Below are 18761 nucleotides of genomic sequence, written 5' to 3' on the forward strand. Positions count from 1 at the left end.
TTTATATTAAAACGGAGGTTAAATAATGGAAGTTAAATTTTATACACCTACAAGAGAATATCATGAGAAAAAATCAGAATTCGACAATGCTGTTCTAGGACTTATGGAAAGAGGAGTATCAATGCTTGGCAAAGAGGTAACTGACTTTGAAGAGGCAGTTAAAGAATTTACTGGAGCTAAATATGCAATTGGTGTTGCATCAGGAACAGATGGATTAGTAATGGCTGCTGATATATTAGGTTTTAAAGATGGAAAAGAAGTAATAACATCACCCTTTACTTTCCTCGCTTCTACATCTTGCATTGCAAAGCATAGAGCAAAACCTGTATTTGTAGATATTGATGAAGAAACCTTTAGCATAGATGCCAATAAAATAGAAGAAAAAATAACAAAGAATACAGCAGGAATTATTCCAATTCATTTATTTTCACAAATGGGTGATATGGATAAAATCATGGATATATCTAGTAGGAATAATCTAAGGGTTTTAGAAGACTCTGCAGAATCTTTCGGTATGAGATATAAAGGTAATAGATCAGAATACAAACATGCAGGTACTATAGGAGACTTTGGTGTGTTCTCATTCTTCCCTACTAAGACTCTAGGAGCTTATGGCGACGCAGGCATGATTGTAACTAATGATGAAAACTTAGCACGTATTACTAAGATGTACAGAGTTCATGGGGCATCTAGGAAGTATCATTATGATTTTATTGGGTATAATTCAAGATTGGATTCAATGCAAGCTGCTATATTACAAGTAAAAATAAAATATATAAATGAAGCAATTCAAAAAAGAGCTCAGATTGCAAAATTATATATAGATAGATTACAAGATTGTGAGTTTATTAAAATACCTAAAATTGAAGCAAATCAAAAACCAGTTTATTATGTATTTAACATATTGGCTGAAAAAAGAGATGAACTTTCAGAATACTTAAAAGCAAATGAAATAGGAACTAGCATTTATTATCCAATACCACTTCATCTTCAAAAATGCTTTGAATATTTAGGATACAAAAAAGGTGATTTCCCAGTAGCCGAAAGAACAGCAGATAATATCATTGCACTTCCTATATATCCAGAGATAACTGTGGAAGAAGTAGAATTTGTTTGCGAAACTATAAGGAAATTTTATAAAAAATAGTGGAATTCCATGAATATAGTTTATGTTTTAAGGGTTTTCTATCCCATTAGCAGGTCTCATGGGGACATAACAATTATTAATGGTATCAGTCCTGGGTTGCTTAGGATATTTTTATTACATAAATAAAAAGAACATTCCATAATTAGTCTGACTAATTATGGAATGTTCTTTTGTTTTGAAAGGTATAAAATTAAATATATCTAAGTTATTAGAACTATAATTAGGTTGATATTAGAATTTGATGTAAGTATAATGAAACTAAGGTATAAATACCCTTGTAGTGTTTGTTGAGGTAGGATTGCAATCATTTAAGAAAACTTCACATTGGCCAGAAGAAATTAACCGTTGTGTGTAAATAATATGGGAGGAATGAAAATATATGGAGGATATAAGTTTTAGAATCAAAAATGAATTATTGAATAAAGGTGCTTCACTTGTTGGATTTGGGGATCTAAAGGATATACCATCCCATAAGCGGAGTGATATGAGATATGGGATATCCATAGCAGTAGCATTGAATCCTTCTATAATTAATAAAATTAAAAATGGTCCTACCCAAGAATATTATGAAGAATATAAAAGAGTTAATACTCATTTAGATGGTTTAGTTGAATATGCGGGAAAACTATTAAGGGATTTTGGATATGATGCAATTTTGAAAACAACATCTGAAGTAGTGCTAGAATCTAATTCGTACAGTACAATTCTACCACATAAAACAGTTGCTACGAGAGCAGGTCTAGGGTGGATTGGCAAAAGTGCGTTGCTAGTTACAGAAGAATTCGGCTCGGCCATTAGAATTTCATCTTTGTTAACAAATGCACCTTTAAATGTAGGTATACCAATAAATGAATCAAGATGTGGTGAATGTTGTATTTGCAAATTAGCATGTCCTGCAAAAGCGCCACTAGGTGAGAATTGGAACGTAAACAAGCAGAGAGGTTCATTTTTCAACGCTTTTGAATGCCACAGCCTAGCAAAAGAGAGAGCTGCCATGGTAGGAATAGATGCTACAATATGTGGGAAATGTATTGAAGTGTGTCCTTGGACTAGGAGATATTTAAAGAAAGAGGGATTTATGTAAGGGTATATTGTGACAAAATTATTTCAAGAATTATAGGACACTATTATGCCATTTGTATAAAAGTAATGTATAATGGATTTACTATAAATAAAGCTCAAAAGGAGATAATCATGGATAATGAAATAAAAGAAATGTTAATACAAATGCAAAAGGATATCAAGGATATTAGTTTAAGACTGGAGAACGTTGAAAAGAATCAAAGCAATGTGGCAAATGCTGAACATAAAAATTGGCATATGTTAGCAGATAAATTAGGGCAATATGATTCTATACTACATAAACTTTATGGAAAAAAGGCTTCTGACAAAGAAAAGTAGTAAGTCGAAAAAATACTATGTGCTTTTGCAATAATTTACAATCAAAGCTAAATATATTAAAATGTGAAAAAGAATATAAAATATAAGTTTATTATAATGGGAGGTGTTATCATGAGTCTCTATATGTTTCATACATTTTTTAACTCTAGTGCAAATGCTCCAAGCAAAGACTACTAAAATTAAGTTATGTTTTGCTTGGAGCTTAATTTAAAAAACAATATGAATTAAGCTAAATAAAATTTATTAAACTAAAAAAAATAGACATAACTAACACATTGTGGCATTTTAAAGTGCCTAGGTAGTCTTTGCTTTTTTCCAAGTATTATAATATGAGGAGGAGCAAGGAATGAGATATTCTAAAGCACAAAATGTGTTGCCAGAGGAGATAATAAAAATAATTCAAGAATATGTAGATGGGGAATACTTATATATCCCTATAAAAAATGGAAATGAAAAAGCTTGGGGCGAGAAAAATGGAACAAGAAAGAGCCTTAAACATAGAAATGTTGAAATTTTTAATAAACACATTGAGGGAGCTAGTATTATAGAACTAGCTAATCAATATTATCTTTCAGAAAAAAGTATAAGAAGAATAATAAGTCAAGAAAAAATATTATGTGCATAACAATACTGTTATGTAATAAAATAAATGTAATTACGAGAAAGGACTTTATCATTTAGATGAAGTTCTTTTTTTTATATGCTTAAGTTTAATACAAAACTGTTTATGGCTTTGGATAAAATGATTGATTTCTCTTATCGGAATAAAATAGTACAATAAGAGAATAAATATAGAGAAAGAAAAAGCGACAAGTTTCATTACTTGTCGTTTTTTCTTGTAATTAATTTTAAATTCTTCATGTAGATTTTTATAGAAGACCTTACCTTGTAGACTTCTGCTGCTGTAAGTAATATCGGTGCTCCTAGTATAGATAAAAAATTAATAACGTCTGTACCTTCATGTGTAACTCCCTTAGCATATACGTAATTCTGGTTTAACAATATGCCGCCCACTATACAACCTATTATGGTTGAGGTTTTGTTAAATTTAATATCTTTTACTTTTGATTTAAAGATAGAATTATTAATAATATTTATTACGGCTTTTCTGGGGTGACTTAAATTTATTGTTTTTAATATAATAAAGACCCCCTAAAAATCTATACTAATTATATTATATGAAATTCAGTGTTAAGTGACATAGATATAATAAAAAAATAAAAGGAATATAATAAAAAGATGTACTAAGTATAAAAGGCTAATAAACTTTAATCAGTACCTTGCAATGAACAATAGCTTGTGTTATTATTTATTTAAGGAAAATAATTCAAAAGAAGGTGAATTAATGAATGTACAATTTAAAAAGGGCGTTCTTGAATTATGTGTATTATCCGTACTTGAAGGTAGAGATTGCTACGGATATGAGCTTGTAAATGAAATTTCACAAGATATAGATATATCAGAAGGAACCATATATCCTTTGCTTAGGCGATTAAAAAGTGATGGGTTTGTAACTACTTATCTTAAGGAATCACAAGAAGGACCACCAAGGAAGTATTACAGCATTACGCAGCTGGGTAAAAATACAAAAGAAGCGTTAAAAGGTGAGTGGTTAGATTTTGTAATCACAGTTAGTAAAGTTTTAAAAATAGAATAATAATGGGGGCGAGAATATGAATAAAAATGAATTTATGAAAGAACTTTCAAGAAACTTAAATAATATTCCAGAAGAGGAAAAACAAGATATTTCAACGGATTATGATGAATATTTTGCAATAGGTATAGAACAAGGGAGAAGTGAAGAAAACATAGCATTATCGCTTGGAGAACCTAAGACTATTGCAAAACAGTTAAGAGCAAACTATATGATTGAGAAAGCACAAAACACAAAATCTTCAAGGAATATTGGTAGAGCTGTTATTGCAGCAGTTGGCTTAGGCTTTTTTAATATAATATTATTAGGACCCTTTATAGGTATTGTTGGAATACTTATAGGATTGTATGCAACAGCTTTTGGATTCACAATAGGGGGAATAGGGGTAGTTTTAGGGACATTTCTTAAACCCATATTTCCACAGTATATATCCATGGGTGTAAATTGGATAATAAGTATTGCAATTGGTATAGGTCTTAGTGCTGCAGGTTCTTTAATGTTTATAGGCTGTAAGCATCTAAGTAAATGCCTATATAAAGAGACTATTAAATATCTAAAGACAAATATCAAAATAATTAATGGTAAAGAGGAGCAAAACCATGAAAGAATTTAATGAGAAAAAGATTGTAAAGGGATTTAATGAAAAAAAGATTATAAAGGGATTAGTAATTATAGTAATATGTTCAATACTACTAGGGGTATTAGGGTATGTACTTGAGTATAAATTTGGAATTATAAAATCTGGCGATGAAATAGAACAAAGTAATAATTCATCTAATGATAAATTTAATATTAATACTACAAAGGAATTTAGTAAAGAAAATATTAAAACTATAAATGTAGAAACAGTAAGCACAGATGTGAATATTATCACTACCAAAGGAGATAAAATAAAAATTAATTTTTATGGTAATACAAATTCAAAAAAAACAGCACCATATTTAAAAGCCAATATAAATGGAGGAAATTTAGATGTATTAATAAAATATCCTGTTGTTATTTCAATTGTAAATGGAAATGTAAAAGCAAAGTTAGATATATATATTCCGGAAAGCTATAAAAACAATTTAGAAATAGATACAACCTCAGGGGATGCTATTATAGGAAACCTGCAGTTAGATAAATTTAAATTTGATACAACATCAGGAGATGCTAAGATAAACGTATTAACAACTAATGAAACAATATTTGACAGCACCTCTGGTGAAGTAAATGTAAAATCTCTATTAAGTAAGAAGAATGAATTTGATACAACTTCAGGAGATATAAAAATAGAAAATATTACAGGAGATATATTAGGCGGATCAGTTTCAGGCTCATTTAAGTTTAATTATAAAGACTTTGGAAATGATATTAATATAGACACTACTTCTGGAGATGTGGAATTAAAACTTCCTAAAAAATCAGAGTTTAAATTAGATTTTGATAGTACATCAGGTGATCTTAAAAATGATTTTCCTATAAAAATAACAGAAGAAACGGATAAGCATGAAATTAAAGGAACTGTTGGTAATGGAAATAAAACAATAAAAATAGATACAACCTCAGGTAATGCTATTCTTAATGCTTTTGGTGAGTAAAGGAACGGTGTAACAAAGTTAATATTATTACAATATACATGATAAAAACTGTTGCTATTTTGTAACTGAATTATACCTAATTTGTAAACATTCATAAAAACACATGAGATATAATTAATTTATAAACTAATTTATCTTAATGGAGGAATAAGTATGAAAAATAAGAAATTAACCCTATCAACCATAATATTAGGTTCACTTATTATTGCAGGATCTACAATAAGCGCTCAAGGTATTACATCGCCGAAACAACCAAATTATAAAATAGGTTCACCTATATCAATACCCGAACTAAAATTAAATAAAAATACTTATATTGCAGATTATAAGTATTTTGATATAACTTCCGATAATATAAAAGACAATGTAATTTTAATAGGAACAAAAACAAATAAGGATGATATATATTTCGAGAAATTAAATGTAATAGTTCAAAATGGAAAGACTAAAAAATTTATAAAATCATCCTTAGGAAAAGACAGCGGTGGATATGAGCCTACAATATTTTTAGGCGATTTTAATGGTGATAAAATGCCAGATATATTTGTAAAAATGCCAACCGGTGGAAGTGGCGGAATAATCGAATATTCTATTATTAATCTTAAGGGAAATAACACAAGCGTACTTTGGGATAGCGAAAAAAACAGCAGTGAAATAGATTTAACAGGTAAGTTTGAAGATAACTTTATGGCAAGTCTAAGTAGTAAAAGATTAAATAAAACCATTCAAATTGATTTATCGCCTAATAAAGACCAGTATATAGAATTAAATATATATGATAAAGATGGGAAATTGAAAGAAAATATTGAACCATGGATGAATGGATTTGGTGAACTAACCCCAGTAGACACGGATAAAGATGGGATATATGAACTAATTGGTTCTCAACGCATAGTGGGAACATGTAACGCAGATACACTTGGGTATCTACAATCAGAGTGGAAATGGGATGGCAAAAATATAAAATTAGAGGCTGATAAAGTGAAGTTCCAACGTATTTTCACTCAAACTGAGGGCGATGTTAATGGTGATGGGATAAAAGAGTTTATTAGCTTAACAGGCATTTCAGATCTTAATTTATCAGGTCTGTATGTAGATAATATATGTCTTGAGGTTTATGATTCTAAAACTAACAAAGCTACGCAAATTCCTGTTAGCAAAGACAATTCTGGATATACTCCAACAATGGTTGTAGCTGATTTAAATAATGATAAAGCTGAAGAAGTACTTATTAGTATACCAAGTGGCGGAAGTGGTGGTATGAAATCATTTAGTTTAATATCACTAAAAGATAATAAGGTTACTAATTTATTTGATCAAGAGAAGTTTAGCTGTGGTTTAGAATATGATGTTCAATTCAAAGATGACTTCAAAGTTGATGTTAATGTTAAAGAAAGTAATAAAACCTATTCATTAGATATAAGTAGTATGAAAGATGTATATATAGATTTAAATGTATACAGCAAAAATGGAAAGCTTATGCAGAGCACTTCTGGTATGAGAAATCCAATAAGTAATGTTGAGGTTAAAGCTACTCCTGGTAAATTTCAATTAATAAGTTCTCAAAGGGTAATTGGAACAAGTAATGCTGAAACACTTGGATATGTTAAGGGAACATGGGATATACAAAAGGATGGAGTTAAGCTTGTTAATGTTGAAGTTGTAAATCCTTAAGCATATAATATCTTAAAAAGGTTATTTGAAAAATTGAATATTTAAGAATATTCTAGAAGAAAATACTCTCCATATATAAGTGGGAGTATTTTTTTCTAAAGTCGCTAATGTTACAGCATGGAAGATGATGATTTATTAAATGCTATGTAAAGTGGCTAGGAAATACACACTAAATAGTGTATCGCAAAGGAGAGACCTATCAATGAAAAAGAAATACTTAATGGCAACAGTTATTTTCATAGCAATACCTCTATTTAGTTATAACAAGGTTAATGTAGTTAATGCGCAAGAATCAACAACAGCAATTACATTACAAGAGGGAAAGCTAGAGTTTCCATTTAACACAGTAAGTACTACAAAATATACAGGAAAGGGAGTTAAAATAGCCATACTAGATTCAGGTATAGATATAAATCATGCTGATTTAAAAGGCAAAATAATAGGTGGTTATGATTTTGTAGAAAATAAACCTATATATATGGATGGCGATGATAGAAGAGGACACGGTACTCATGTAGCTGGAATTGCAGCAGCAAATGGGGAGATGAAGGGTATAGCATCGGAAGCTTCATTACTAATTTATCGTGTAGTTACAAAAGATAAAGAACAACACTACAAAAATATAGTAGAAGCTATGAAAAAAGCAGTACAGGATGGAGCACAAGTAATAAACATTTCATCTAGGGTAGATAGCTATACTCCTGGTGATGCTTTAGATATTGAAATAAAAAAAGCAAAGGAACAAGGTATTATTGTTGTAAAATCTAATGGAAATACTGGGCCTGAAATTTGGACAACATCTGATTTAGCATGCTCACCAGATGTTATATCTGTAGGAAATGCTACGCTACCGTCTAAACAACCTATATTTAAAGATGGAAATCAAGAAGTTTCATTAAAGATTGGAAATGGCACAATAATTTTTCCGGAAAAAGGTAAAATAAATTATGCGGGAAAATTCCCAGAACAAGGTAAGGTTACTTATTCAGGGAAAATATCTAAAGAAAATATAGAGAAAACTGACTTAAAAAAGAAGATAGTGATAATGAATACCACTAAGCAATATTTAAATGAAAAAGATGTGGAAATGACGGAACTAGTAACAAAACTTAAAGCTTCTGGAGCTTCAGGTCTAATTATAACTGGGATTGATAGTGATGATAATATTTGGTCCTTTTTATTTGAAGGACTACCTATTGCTTTTGTAAAGTCAAAAGACGTAGAAAGTTTTAATAATATAGTACATTCAAAAAATCCTGAATTAACTAATAAATTATATCAGGAAATATTTTTTGAAAGTTCAAGAGGACCTAGTAAAAATAATATGCTACTAAAACCAGATATTTCAGCACCAGGTACAAAAATATTAAGCACTACGCCATATTTAATAAATGATATTGGTTATATAAATAACACAGGTACAAGTATGGCAGCACCCTATATAACAGGAACAATAGCACTTATAAAGCAAGCGCACAGTAATTGGGGATTTGATGAGATCAAAGCAGCTATAACAAATAATGCAAATATATTAAAGGATGAAAAAAATAAGTATATTTCACTTTTAAGTCAAGGGGCAGGGGTTGTAAATATAGAAAAAGCAATAAACTCAGATACCTTTATAATTTCTGATAATTTAAGTTTTCCTCTATTAACTAAAGGTGTAAAAGAAAAAACTTATGAGATAAAATTAAAAAATTCATCAAATGAAACTAAAGAATATAATATATCTGTAGAAAAGTTTAGCAAGTTCAAAGGAATAGATATAAATATCCCTTCAACTATTAATGCTAAATCAGATTCTTTGGAAAAAATTTTAATGAATGTAAAAATAAATGAAACAACTCCAAAGGGAATTTATGAAGGTATATTATGGTTTAAAAATAATGAAGATGAAAAGCATGTACCTTTTATAATATTAGTAAACCAAAAATAATCTATTCACACGAAAATATTTTACAAGGAAGTTAAAATAGCATTATAATTATAAGTGGACTAGTATTGTGAAACTACAAGTTAGAAAGTTGCTAAAATTATATATAAGAAAGAGGGATATTATGAAATACGATTTTGATAAAGTAATAGATAGACGAAATACCGAGTCTGTAAAGTGGGACAAATTAGAAGAAATATTTGAGGACAAAGATGTGATACCTATGTGGGTAGCAGACATGGATTTTGAGGTAGCCAAACCTATATCTGATGCTATAAAAAAGAGAGTGGAGCATGCTATATATGGATACTCTACAAAAGGTAGTGGATATTATGATGCAGTTATAAATTGGATGAAAAAACGCCATAATTGGGATATAAAAAAGGAGTGGATAAGTTATACTCCAGGTATAGTTCCAGCACTAGGTCACATAGTAAGAACTTTTGCACAGCCAGGGGATGAAATTATTATTCAAACACCTGTATACCATCCTTTTTATAGTACAATAAAAAATAATGGATGCACCATAGTTAAAAATCCATTACAATATGAAAATGGTAGCTATAAAATGGATTTAGAGAATCTTAAAAAGAAAATTACTCCTAGAACGAGAATGCTTATTTTATGTAATCCGCATAATCCAGTAGGAAGAGTATGGTATAAAGAGGAGCTCATTGAGCTAGGACAAATATGTATAAAGAATAATATATTAATAGTTTCTGACGAAATACACTTTGATCTTATTTACAAAGGCAACTCTCATACAGTATTTGCATCTATTTCAGAAGAATTTTCACAAAATTCTATTATATGCACAGCACCAAGTAAAACTTTTAACTTGGCAGGACTCCAAGTGTCTAATGTGATTATTCCTAATGATAGATTAAGAAGCTTGTTTAAGATAACTTTAGAAAATAACGCTGTAAGTGAAGTAAACACCTTTGCATCTACAGCATTAGTAGCAGCGTATAATGAAGGTGAAGAATGGCTTACGCAGCTTCTTGAATATTTAGAAGGAAACTTAAATTTCCTAATTGATTTTTTTGAGGAACATATACCTAAAATAAAAGTAATAAAACCACAAGGTACATACCTTGTTTGGCTGGATTGCTCAGCATTAAATATGACATCACAAGGACTTAAAGAGTTTTTTGTTAAGAAAGCTAAAGTTGGGTTTAATGACGGAATTATGTTTGGAGAAGAAGGAGAACAGTTTCAAAGAGTTAATATAGCTTGTCAAAGAAGCATATTGAAGGAAGCTCTGGAAAGAATAGATAGGGTTTATTTAGAGTGCTAGGCACATGTAAATGCTAGGTATCGGATTATATAAGGAGAAAACCATGAAGGATTTAAAAAACCTCAACAAAAAAAGAATAGATATTGATGAGTTGCAACAATATCTTAATATAAGCAATTATATGGAACTTGTAAGTATAGTAATAAACTTAATTAACGAGGAAGTAATATTACCTGTAAAAAGCAGCAAGTTAAATGGTAAAAAACCAGCTTTATATAATAGATATACGGTTGTAGAAGAGAAGGAAGATAATACCAAGTATACACAGGAATTATCATATAGTATTAATATTAAGCTGGACAAAACTTATTATATGAAAAACATTGATAAATATAAAGAAGACAGGAAATTTATTCTTTCTTTGAGTAAATTTCTTGATGAAAGGTTAAATTTACTTAAGACACAAGTAGCGGCTAATGAAAGAAGTTTTCAAATTTGGGAAAGAGAAAAGTTCCTTAACAGAGAAGGTGGAAAAAGGATACTGAAAAATCTTAATTTATCCGAAGAGTTTTTAAATATTTACGACACTACACAGCCCCTTTCATATTATTCTTATAGCAAAAGCTCACCACAAAAGATTTTAATAATTGAAAACAAAGATACATTTTATAGCATGAGAAAACACCTCATAAAAGGTAGTAGCACAATATTTAGTGAAGAAATATCTACATTAATATATGGTGGAGGGAAAAATATATATAAGAGCTTTAGAGACTTTGAGCTTTGCGCTGAGCCCTACCTTTTACATAGGGATAATGAAATTTTATATCTTGGAGATTTGGATTATGAAGGAATCATAATCTATGAGGGAGTATATGAAATTTTCAAAGGGAATTTTAATATAAAATCCTTTGTTAAAGGATATGAATTTATGCTAGATAAATTTATTGAAGAAAACATAAGCTTACCAAATACAAAAGCAGGTCAAAATAGAAATATAAGTGGAGTATTTTTAAGGGAATTTACGCAGGAGTATAGAGATGTTATAATGAATATACTTAGCTCAAATAAGTATATCCCTCAGGAAATATTGAATATTGGGGATTTTTAGAAGGCTGAATAGGGGGAATTAAAAAAATGCGAGTAGATTTTCTTAAAGACTTTGATGTAAGAATGAAGAAAGTTGGAGCCTATGTTCTGCTTTGTAAAAATAGTATGTTTAAGAATGTATGGAAGAATTATGGCTTTGAGCAAACTCATGAATACATAAATTTAATTTTTGCAGTTATGCTTTACATAATGGAGGAGTCCTTAAAGGATGAATACTGCACTATGGATAGCATAGGTAGCTTTATTGATGATGTTAATATGAAGTACTTTAAAAAGTCTCTAAGTTATGAAGAATGCAAGGAACTAGGGGAATTCATAGTAAACGTAGTGCTATGTGATGAAGGAAAGGCAATGTATTTTAAGGGCTTTGATTTTAAAGAAGGGAAATACACGGATATATATATAAGTTTTGTTTCGAATAAGATAGTTTATGTTGACGATGTAGTAAAGAGAACATCTTATTATTTAACGGATGATGGTTATTCACTGCTTTTGTCTACTTTAGAGATTGAAAGCAATATGAAGCTCACCATACATGAAATGATATTTAAGCTTCATCTTGAAAAAGCTAGTTATGATAAGGCTGTAGATGATGTTAAGAATATATTTAATCTTCTTAGAATACAGCTTCAAAAAATGCATGATGCTATAAGAAGAATTAGGCAAAATGCTCTTAACTATTCTGTAGAAGAATATAGACAATTATTAGAAGGTAATATGGATTCTTTAAATACAACAAGAAAGAAATTCAATGAATATAGAAATATGGTTAACCTTAAAATACAAGAGATTAGAGAGCAGGATATTAACGTTAAAAAGCTTAGTGGCAAGGAACTAGAAAATCTAAAATTCTTAGGAATAATTGAGCAGTATCTTGGTCGCGCAATTGAAGAGCAGCAAAAGATATTAAATACTCACTTTGATTTTAAAAGTGTTTACTCAAAAGAATTAGAGGAAATGGCTTCAATGTCGCTTATAAAGAGATTTAATATAGGAACGGATATATATGACAAGATTATGGAGGACAGCTCAAAGCTGGATACTATAGATTGCATTTTAAGGCCTTTATATAGAGCACCTATTACTAAAATATATAACCTTAATAAGTGCCTTCAGTATCAGAAAACCATAAAGGCAAAGGAACTTGAAGAAGATGAGGTTGTATCCTTTGAAGAAGGTCACTTTATCCAGGAAAAAAGAGAAAAAGCAAGAGCAAAGCTAGAGAAATACAGAAGCTCCTTAAAAGTAATTTTAGAATTTGCTAGCGGAAAAGGAGAAATATCTCTTAAAGAAATATCAGAAAAAATTAAAATGGATTGTAACAGTAAAGAAGTATTAATACCAACTGTTGAGATATTTAGAGAAATAATAATTGAACTTTTAAAGTATAAACATATTGATATAGCAGAGATAAAAAAAGAAAAAGAAGAAACCATATCAGAAAAAGAAAAATTCGAATTTGAGTTAAATGAAACTATATTAGACTTGGTATGTGGTCAAATTGAACTTAGTGATATTAAAAATATTTATATTTCTAAAATAGTAGATAGTAAGGAAAAGATTAAGTTTTATGGACTTCCAAGTGACAAAGGTATAGTTAAAACTGTTATATGCTCAGATGTATGTTTTAAAGTAGAAAGGTAGTGAGGACAAGTTATGTACAATATAGATGATATAAATACTAGCAACAAAATATTTTATTACTTAATTCAAAGTGGAGAACTTTCAGAGGAAAAGGAAAAAGATCTTTTTAGAATGTATTCTGAAAGTGAGCAGGTAATGAATTTAGTGAAAATACAAGGAGAAAACTCTGGCTGCAAGGTGGAAAAGTACAGTGGGGTTATATATATTATACCCAGCGAGGAAAACGATTTTTTAGGATACTCTAAAGGCGCGCTTAAAAAAGAACTTTGTAAGTCTAATTGCAATGATAAGGACTATTATCTATCACAGTTTGTAATACTTACTATGCTAGTTGAGTTTTATGGCTCACAAGGTAGGACAAGTAAATCTAGAGACTTTTTAAAGGGTGGCGAGCTTTTAAACATAATAAGTAATAGATTAAAAGAGAGCGTGGAAAAAGAAAACCTAGAAGAGGAGCAAATCAAAACTGGTATTGCCTATACCAATATTTTAGAGCGTTTTGAAGCACTTAAAAGTTCGGACAAGCAAACTACTTCTAGAACCACTAAGGAAGGGTTTATATATACTATACTTAACTTTTTAGAAAACCAAGGACTTATAAATTATGTGCAGGCGGATGATATGATAATTACCACCTCAAAGCTAGATAACTTTATGGATTGGAACATACTAAACAAAAACAACTACCAGAGGGTAGTTAAAGCTTTTGGAGGTGAAATTAATGAGTAAAATAAATGCTCTTAGAATTGTAAACTTTAGTTATAATAACAATTCTATGAAGATAGATGATGAGATATTTGAGTTAGGTGGCGAGAGCACTCTTTTGAGCCTTAGAAATGGTGGGGGAAAGTCTGTAATGGTTCAGCTCATGATGGCTCCTTTTGTGAATAAGAGGTATAGGGATTTAAAAGATAGAACCTTTAAAAGTTATTTTACCTCATCATCACCAAGCTACATTTTAACAGAATGGGTGCTAGATGGTGGCACTTCGCATGTGCTTGTTGGTATGATGGTTAAAAAAAGGCTCATTTCCTCAGATGATGATTCCGGGGAGGATTTGGATATAGTAACTTTTATACATGAGTATAGAGGAAATAGTAAATATGATATTTATAATTTTCCAGCAGTTGAAGTTGAAAAGAATATTAAGAAAATCAAAAGTTTTACTAACACTAAAGGGTTACTTGAAGAGCTGAAAAAAGATAAGAACATAGATTTTAATTATTTTGATATGACTATGCCAGCGCAGACTAAGAATTATTTTGAAAATTTAAGGCAGTATAAGATAAATAATAAAGAATGGGAAAGCATAATAAAGAAAATTAACATGAAAGAATCAGGGTTATCCGAGCTTTTTCAAGAAGCAAAAAATGTATCAGGGCTTGTGGAGAAATGGTTTATTAAAGCTGTAGAAGATAAGATTAATAAAGATGAAGACAAAATAAAGAATTTCAGTGAAATAGTTAAAAAGTACATATATCAGTATAGATACAATCAGTCTAAAATAGAGAAAAAACAAGCTATAGAAGAGTTTAGAATCTGCGCAAAGGAAATATTAGCTGTGGCAGAAATTTTTATGGAGCATAAAACCCATAGTGAAGGTTTAAAAAATAAAATAGCTAATCTTATAAAATATTTAGAAGATAGTTTAAGTCTGGCGCAGCAAAACAAAGAGGAACTAGAGTTTAAAATCTCTGAAATAGAATCATATATTAGGGATATTAAATATGAAAAGATATCATCAGAGGTATACGTACTCTGTGATAAGGCTAAAGATATAAGTGCAGATAAAGAAATAGCTATAGAAGAAGCTTCAAATATTAATGAGAAAATAAGTAATCTTGAAAAAGCGCAGCAGGTGCTAGAGTGCTCAAAGATATATGAGGAGTATGTTAAAACCTCAAGAGATGTTCAAAAATATGAAAATAGAATAGATATTGCAAAGGAAAAGAATAAGGATTTACAACCAGAAAGAGAGAATACAGGCTTTACTTTAAAGAAACATTATGAGAGCAAAGAAAAGGAAACCTCGAAGTTTTTACAAGAAAATCATGAAAATATAAGGACCACAAAGACAAATATAGATGGAGTTAAAAAGGAAATAGATGAAATAAATAAGGAGCTTCAACAAAAAAGCATGGTTAAGGGTGGACTTCTTAGTAATATAAATTCCTTTTCAAAGGAGGAGGAAAATTTCAATAATAGATATAAAAAAGCTTTTATAAGAAACTTAATGGGATATTGTAATGAAGATTTTATAAATAAGGAAACCCTATCATATAGTGAAAGTTCAACTATAAAAGAAGAAATAATTACTAAGAGCAAAAAATTATATGAAGATAAATCTATTGAAGTTAAGGCCAGGGAAAGAGAAAAAGATGATATTACAAAAGAAATAAGTAATATAAATAATGAAATATCCAATATGAAAAATGAGAAAAACAAGCTACTTAAAGAAATAGAAAATAGAAAGAATATTATAAGATACATAGATGTAGATGAGAGTAGGCTCTTTGATAAAGAATATATAATAAATGAGTTTAATAGTAAAATTAGAAATTTAAAGCAGGAAGAAAATAAATTCATTATTAAACTAAATAAGTTGCAACAAGAGGAGAAAAAACTTCAAACGGGAAGAACACTAGAAATTCCAAAGGACATGGAAGAAAAGCTCCGCCTAAGAGATATAAATATAATCTATGGTATGGACTGGCTTAAGAAAAATAATTACAGTGAAGCGGAAAATATAAAATTCATAGAGGATAATCCATTTCTACCCTACTCCCTAATTATGGATCCAGAGGATTTGATAAAGCTTCAAAAAGAAGAGATAGGAGTGTTTACCTCCTATCCTATTCCTATAGTGAAAAGAGAGAGCTTAACTAATAAATCTAGTGGAAAAGTTAATAGTTTATGCAACTTAGAGGATATCACATTTTATGTATCCTTTAACAATGGGCTTATAAATGAAGAAGAACTAAAGAAATTATTGTATGAAAAACAAGGTGAAATAACTTCATTAAAGGAAGCTTTAGCTCTAAAAGTAAGTGATACTCAGTTTTATGAAAGAAATAGAAGTGAAGTTGAATTTTCTATATTGGATAAAGAAACTTACGAAAACTTAGAAAAACACTTAGAGTTAAAGGACGAAGAATTAATATCCAAGGAAAGCACATTTAATATTCTTCGAGGTACCATAACAGATATAAATAAAATTTTAGAAAAAACAAACAAGACAATAAGAACAGAAGAAAGTGAATTACAAAAACTAAAAAGGGAAATAGAAGATTTTAATTCACTTTTAAAAAGTTACGAAAGATATACTTTTGATAAGAAAAAGCTAGATGACCTTTCTGAAAATATAACTGAGATTACTAATGACAAAAATATTAAAGAAAAAAATAAAATAGGCCTTGAAATTTCATTATCAAATATCCAAGATGGACTTAGAGATTTAAATGGAAAACTTAAGAAAATTCAGGATAATTTCAACAAGTACAATCAATATAATCAAGGTGAAATTTTGCAAAAGGATATAGAAGACTTAGAAGCTAGATATGACAGCTTAACTAAGGAAATTTCCACAGATATTCAGCTTTTAGAAGATAGCCTCAAAGATGCAAATGAAAGATTTAGGCTAAAAGAAGAAGATTTAATAGCTAAAGGTAGTGAATATTCTTTAAATGAAATTCAATATAGGGAAGTAACCTATGATAGATTTAAAGAAGAAGAAATAAAAGGCCAGTTAAAGAATCTTAAAGGTGCTATAGCTAAAATCAATAATAACATAAATGAGTTACAAATAGCTTTTGCAAAAGTTGATACCAATATAGAAAACCTTTATAAAAGAATAAGAGATGATTTTAATAAAGAAACTCCAAAAGCAAGAGAAGAAATATTGGATAGAGATTTTAATAAAAGAACCTTTGAGAAAAGTCATAAGTTAGAAGAAGTTAAAAAGGAAAAATTATTATCAGTAAACACTATAGAAAAACTTGAAAACAATTTATCTAATTTAGAAGAGTTTAAGGATTTCGTTATAACTCAGGAGCTCGTAATAGAGGTTGGAATTCAAGGGCTTAACAAATATAGCGGAGAGCTTAGGCGTGATTATAGACAGTCATTAGAGGAAGAAGCAAAGAAAAGTCTTGCCTTAAGTAATGAAATAAATAGAGTATCAAGAAAACCATTATTTTTAAATGATGATTTCTTTAAAAAGTCCTTAGAAACTATTGAAAGAAGTATAGATAAGCCAGATATTGTAATAGAAAACTTGAACATAACACTAGATGCTCACAAGGCATTAATGGAAAAGCTTCAAGCAGATATTGATTTAATAACTAGAGAAAAAGATAATGTAGCTCAAAGTATTTACGAATATGTACTAGAGGTGCATGCAAATATTGGGAAAATTGATAATAACTCCTCAATAAAAATAAAAGATAAATATGTAAAGATGCTAAGTATAAAGCTTCCGGAGTGGGAGCCTAATAGTGAACTTTATAGATTAAGAGTTAATGATTTTTTAGAAGCTCTTACTATAAAAGCCCTTGAAAGACTTCAAAGCAATGAAAATATAGAAGACTTAATATCTAAGAGTATTAATACCCGTGATCTTTACAATGAAGTTGTCTCCATAAGCAATATAGAGGTTAAACTGTACAAAATAGAAGAGGATAGACAAATTCAATTAGGTTGGAACGAAATTGCACTAAATTCAGGGGGAGAAGGATTCCTTTCAGCCTTTGTAATATTGTCAAGCCTGCTATCATACATGAGACGCGACGAAACAGATATATTTGCAAGCAATGAAGATGGAAAAGTTCTCATAATGGATAATCCCTTTGCACAAACTAATGCAGAGCACTTATTAAAACCTCTTATGGATATAGCTAAGAAAAGTAATACGCAGCTTATTTGTTTGTCTGGACTCGGAGGAGAATCTGTATTAAATAGATTTGACAATATATATGTGCTGGATTTAATACCATCAAAGCTTAAAAGTGGGTTAAAATATTTAAAATCAGAGCATATAAAAGGAGAAGAATATATAGAAACTATTGTTGCTTCAAGATTTAAATTAGAAGAAGAAGTAGCCGTTGATCAAATGGAACTTTTTTAAAGGAACTGATTGAAATTAATTATTGACAATAGTAATAGCAACCAATATAATGTAACAAATGGAAAATTTATAAATACTATGAAGAGAAGAGTAAGTTTTGGAACAAGTTATAGCGAGCCAATGATGGTGTGAGATTGGTATGGAAACCTTAACCGAAAAACATCTCGGAGTATCCAGCTGAAAGCAATGCTCTAAAAAGCAAGTAGGTGGGGACGGTATCACACCGTTATAAGTGAGCAGTATCGAATGTTGTTCCGTA

15 protein-coding genes and 1 other annotated feature (1 of these 16 running past the window's edge) are annotated in these 18761 nt (G+C 29.7%); of the genes, 14 read left to right on the plus strand and 1 reads right to left on the minus strand.

Annotated elements, in window-relative coordinates:
- Positions 1 to 25: 25 nt before the first annotated feature.
- The 4 genes from G9F71_RS12050 (at position 26) to G9F71_RS12065 (ending at position 3173) form a co-directional block, all read left to right on the plus strand.
- Positions 26 to 1147 carry a DegT/DnrJ/EryC1/StrS family aminotransferase gene (locus G9F71_RS12050; protein ID WP_164951156.1) on the plus strand — a complete coding sequence of 374 codons (1122 nt, stop codon included), beginning with the start codon at positions 26 to 28 and terminating at the stop codon, positions 1145 to 1147.
- Between the two features lie 379 nt (positions 1148 to 1526).
- Positions 1527 to 2231: an epoxyqueuosine reductase gene (locus G9F71_RS12055; protein ID WP_164951155.1), complete on the plus strand. Its 705-nt coding sequence runs from the start codon at positions 1527 to 1529 to the stop codon at positions 2229 to 2231.
- A 110-nt stretch (positions 2232 to 2341) separates the two neighbouring features.
- A complete protein-coding gene (locus G9F71_RS12060) occupies positions 2342 to 2548 on the plus strand; it encodes a hypothetical protein (RefSeq protein ID WP_164951154.1) in 207 nt (68 codons plus the stop codon).
- 346 nt (positions 2549 to 2894) lie between these two features.
- The gene (locus tag G9F71_RS12065; protein WP_164951153.1) at positions 2895 to 3173 is read left to right on the plus strand and encodes a CD3324 family protein; all 279 of its coding nucleotides are present in this window, start codon (positions 2895 to 2897) and stop codon (positions 3171 to 3173) included.
- A 194-nt stretch (positions 3174 to 3367) separates the two neighbouring features.
- Here G9F71_RS12065 and G9F71_RS12070 read toward each other — a convergent pair whose 3' ends face one another.
- Positions 3368 to 3550: a hypothetical protein gene (locus tag G9F71_RS12070; RefSeq protein WP_164946398.1), complete on the minus strand. Its 183-nt coding sequence runs from the start codon at positions 3548 to 3550 to the stop codon at positions 3368 to 3370.
- A 343-nt stretch (positions 3551 to 3893) separates the two neighbouring features.
- Here G9F71_RS12070 and G9F71_RS12075 point away from each other — a divergent pair, with 343 nt between their 5' ends.
- The 10 genes from G9F71_RS12075 to G9F71_RS12120 all read left to right on the plus strand — a co-directional run bounded on the left by G9F71_RS12075 (position 3894) and on the right by G9F71_RS12120 (position 18502).
- Positions 3894 to 4205: a PadR family transcriptional regulator gene (locus tag G9F71_RS12075; RefSeq protein ID WP_164951152.1), complete on the plus strand. Its 312-nt coding sequence runs from the start codon at positions 3894 to 3896 to the stop codon at positions 4203 to 4205.
- 16 nt (positions 4206 to 4221) lie between these two features.
- Positions 4222 to 4815: an HAAS signaling domain-containing protein gene (locus tag G9F71_RS12080; protein ID WP_164946400.1), complete on the plus strand. Its 594-nt coding sequence runs from the start codon at positions 4222 to 4224 to the stop codon at positions 4813 to 4815.
- Positions 4802 to 5782 (plus strand): DUF4097 family beta strand repeat-containing protein, encoded by a 981-nt coding sequence (locus G9F71_RS12085; protein ID WP_164951151.1) that lies wholly within the window; start codon positions 4802 to 4804, stop codon positions 5780 to 5782. The genes G9F71_RS12080 and G9F71_RS12085 overlap by 14 nt, the downstream gene beginning before the upstream one ends.
- 153 nt (positions 5783 to 5935) lie before the next feature.
- Entirely contained in the window at positions 5936 to 7456 is a 1521-nt protein-coding gene (locus G9F71_RS12090; protein WP_164951150.1) for a hypothetical protein, read from the plus strand.
- A gap of 202 nt (positions 7457 to 7658) precedes the next feature.
- Entirely contained in the window at positions 7659 to 9392 is a 1734-nt protein-coding gene (locus G9F71_RS12095; protein ID WP_164951149.1) for a S8 family peptidase, read from the plus strand.
- A 121-nt stretch (positions 9393 to 9513) separates the two neighbouring features.
- Entirely contained in the window at positions 9514 to 10686 is a 1173-nt protein-coding gene (locus G9F71_RS12100) for a MalY/PatB family protein (RefSeq protein ID WP_164951148.1), read from the plus strand.
- 43 nt (positions 10687 to 10729) lie between these two features.
- Positions 10730 to 11737: a Wadjet anti-phage system protein JetD domain-containing protein gene (locus G9F71_RS12105; RefSeq protein ID WP_164946405.1), complete on the plus strand. Its 1008-nt coding sequence runs from the start codon at positions 10730 to 10732 to the stop codon at positions 11735 to 11737.
- A gap of 26 nt (positions 11738 to 11763) precedes the next feature.
- Entirely contained in the window at positions 11764 to 13380 is a 1617-nt protein-coding gene (locus G9F71_RS12110) for a hypothetical protein (protein WP_164951147.1), read from the plus strand.
- A gap of 12 nt (positions 13381 to 13392) precedes the next feature.
- Complete coding sequence (locus G9F71_RS12115; RefSeq protein ID WP_164951146.1) at positions 13393 to 14109, plus strand: DUF6063 family protein; 717 nt, start codon at positions 13393 to 13395, stop codon at positions 14107 to 14109.
- Complete coding sequence (locus G9F71_RS12120) at positions 14102 to 18502, plus strand: hypothetical protein (RefSeq protein WP_164951145.1); 4401 nt, start codon at positions 14102 to 14104, stop codon at positions 18500 to 18502. The genes G9F71_RS12115 and G9F71_RS12120 overlap by 8 nt, the downstream gene beginning before the upstream one ends.
- 69 nt (positions 18503 to 18571) lie before the next feature.
- Positions 18572 to 18761, plus strand: a binding site (T-box leader) (it continues 70 nt past the right edge of the window).

The sequence above is a fragment of the Clostridium sp. FP2 genome, from assembly GCF_011065955.2.
Classification (GTDB): Bacteria; Bacillota; Clostridia; order Clostridiales; family Clostridiaceae; genus Clostridium_AD; species Clostridium_AD tagluense.

What these genes read in the sequence shown, in the direction of transcription:
- G9F71_RS12120 (WP_164951145.1), top strand. Translation starts at nt 14,102, where the DNA reads ATGAGTAAAATAAATGCTCTTAGAATTGTAAACTTTAGTTATAATAAC.
- G9F71_RS12085 (WP_164951151.1), top strand. Translation starts at nt 4,802, where the DNA reads ATGAAAGAATTTAATGAGAAAAAGATTGTAAAGGGATTTAATGAAAAA.
- G9F71_RS12065 (WP_164951153.1), top strand. Translation starts at nt 2,895, where the DNA reads ATGAGATATTCTAAAGCACAAAATGTGTTGCCAGAGGAGATAATAAAA.
- G9F71_RS12110 (WP_164951147.1), top strand. Translation starts at nt 11,764, where the DNA reads ATGCGAGTAGATTTTCTTAAAGACTTTGATGTAAGAATGAAGAAAGTT.
- G9F71_RS12075 (WP_164951152.1), top strand. Translation starts at nt 3,894, where the DNA reads ATGAATGTACAATTTAAAAAGGGCGTTCTTGAATTATGTGTATTATCC.
- G9F71_RS12105 (WP_164946405.1), top strand. Translation starts at nt 10,730, where the DNA reads ATGAAGGATTTAAAAAACCTCAACAAAAAAAGAATAGATATTGATGAG.
- G9F71_RS12090 (WP_164951150.1), top strand. Translation starts at nt 5,936, where the DNA reads ATGAAAAATAAGAAATTAACCCTATCAACCATAATATTAGGTTCACTT.
- G9F71_RS12055 (WP_164951155.1), top strand. Translation starts at nt 1,527, where the DNA reads ATGGAGGATATAAGTTTTAGAATCAAAAATGAATTATTGAATAAAGGT.
- G9F71_RS12080 (WP_164946400.1), top strand. Translation starts at nt 4,222, where the DNA reads ATGAATAAAAATGAATTTATGAAAGAACTTTCAAGAAACTTAAATAAT.
- G9F71_RS12115 (WP_164951146.1), top strand. Translation starts at nt 13,393, where the DNA reads ATGTACAATATAGATGATATAAATACTAGCAACAAAATATTTTATTAC.
- G9F71_RS12050 (WP_164951156.1), top strand. Translation starts at nt 26, where the DNA reads ATGGAAGTTAAATTTTATACACCTACAAGAGAATATCATGAGAAAAAA.
- G9F71_RS12095 (WP_164951149.1), top strand. Translation starts at nt 7,659, where the DNA reads ATGAAAAAGAAATACTTAATGGCAACAGTTATTTTCATAGCAATACCT.
- G9F71_RS12100 (WP_164951148.1), top strand. Translation starts at nt 9,514, where the DNA reads ATGAAATACGATTTTGATAAAGTAATAGATAGACGAAATACCGAGTCT.
- G9F71_RS12060 (WP_164951154.1), top strand. Translation starts at nt 2,342, where the DNA reads ATGGATAATGAAATAAAAGAAATGTTAATACAAATGCAAAAGGATATC.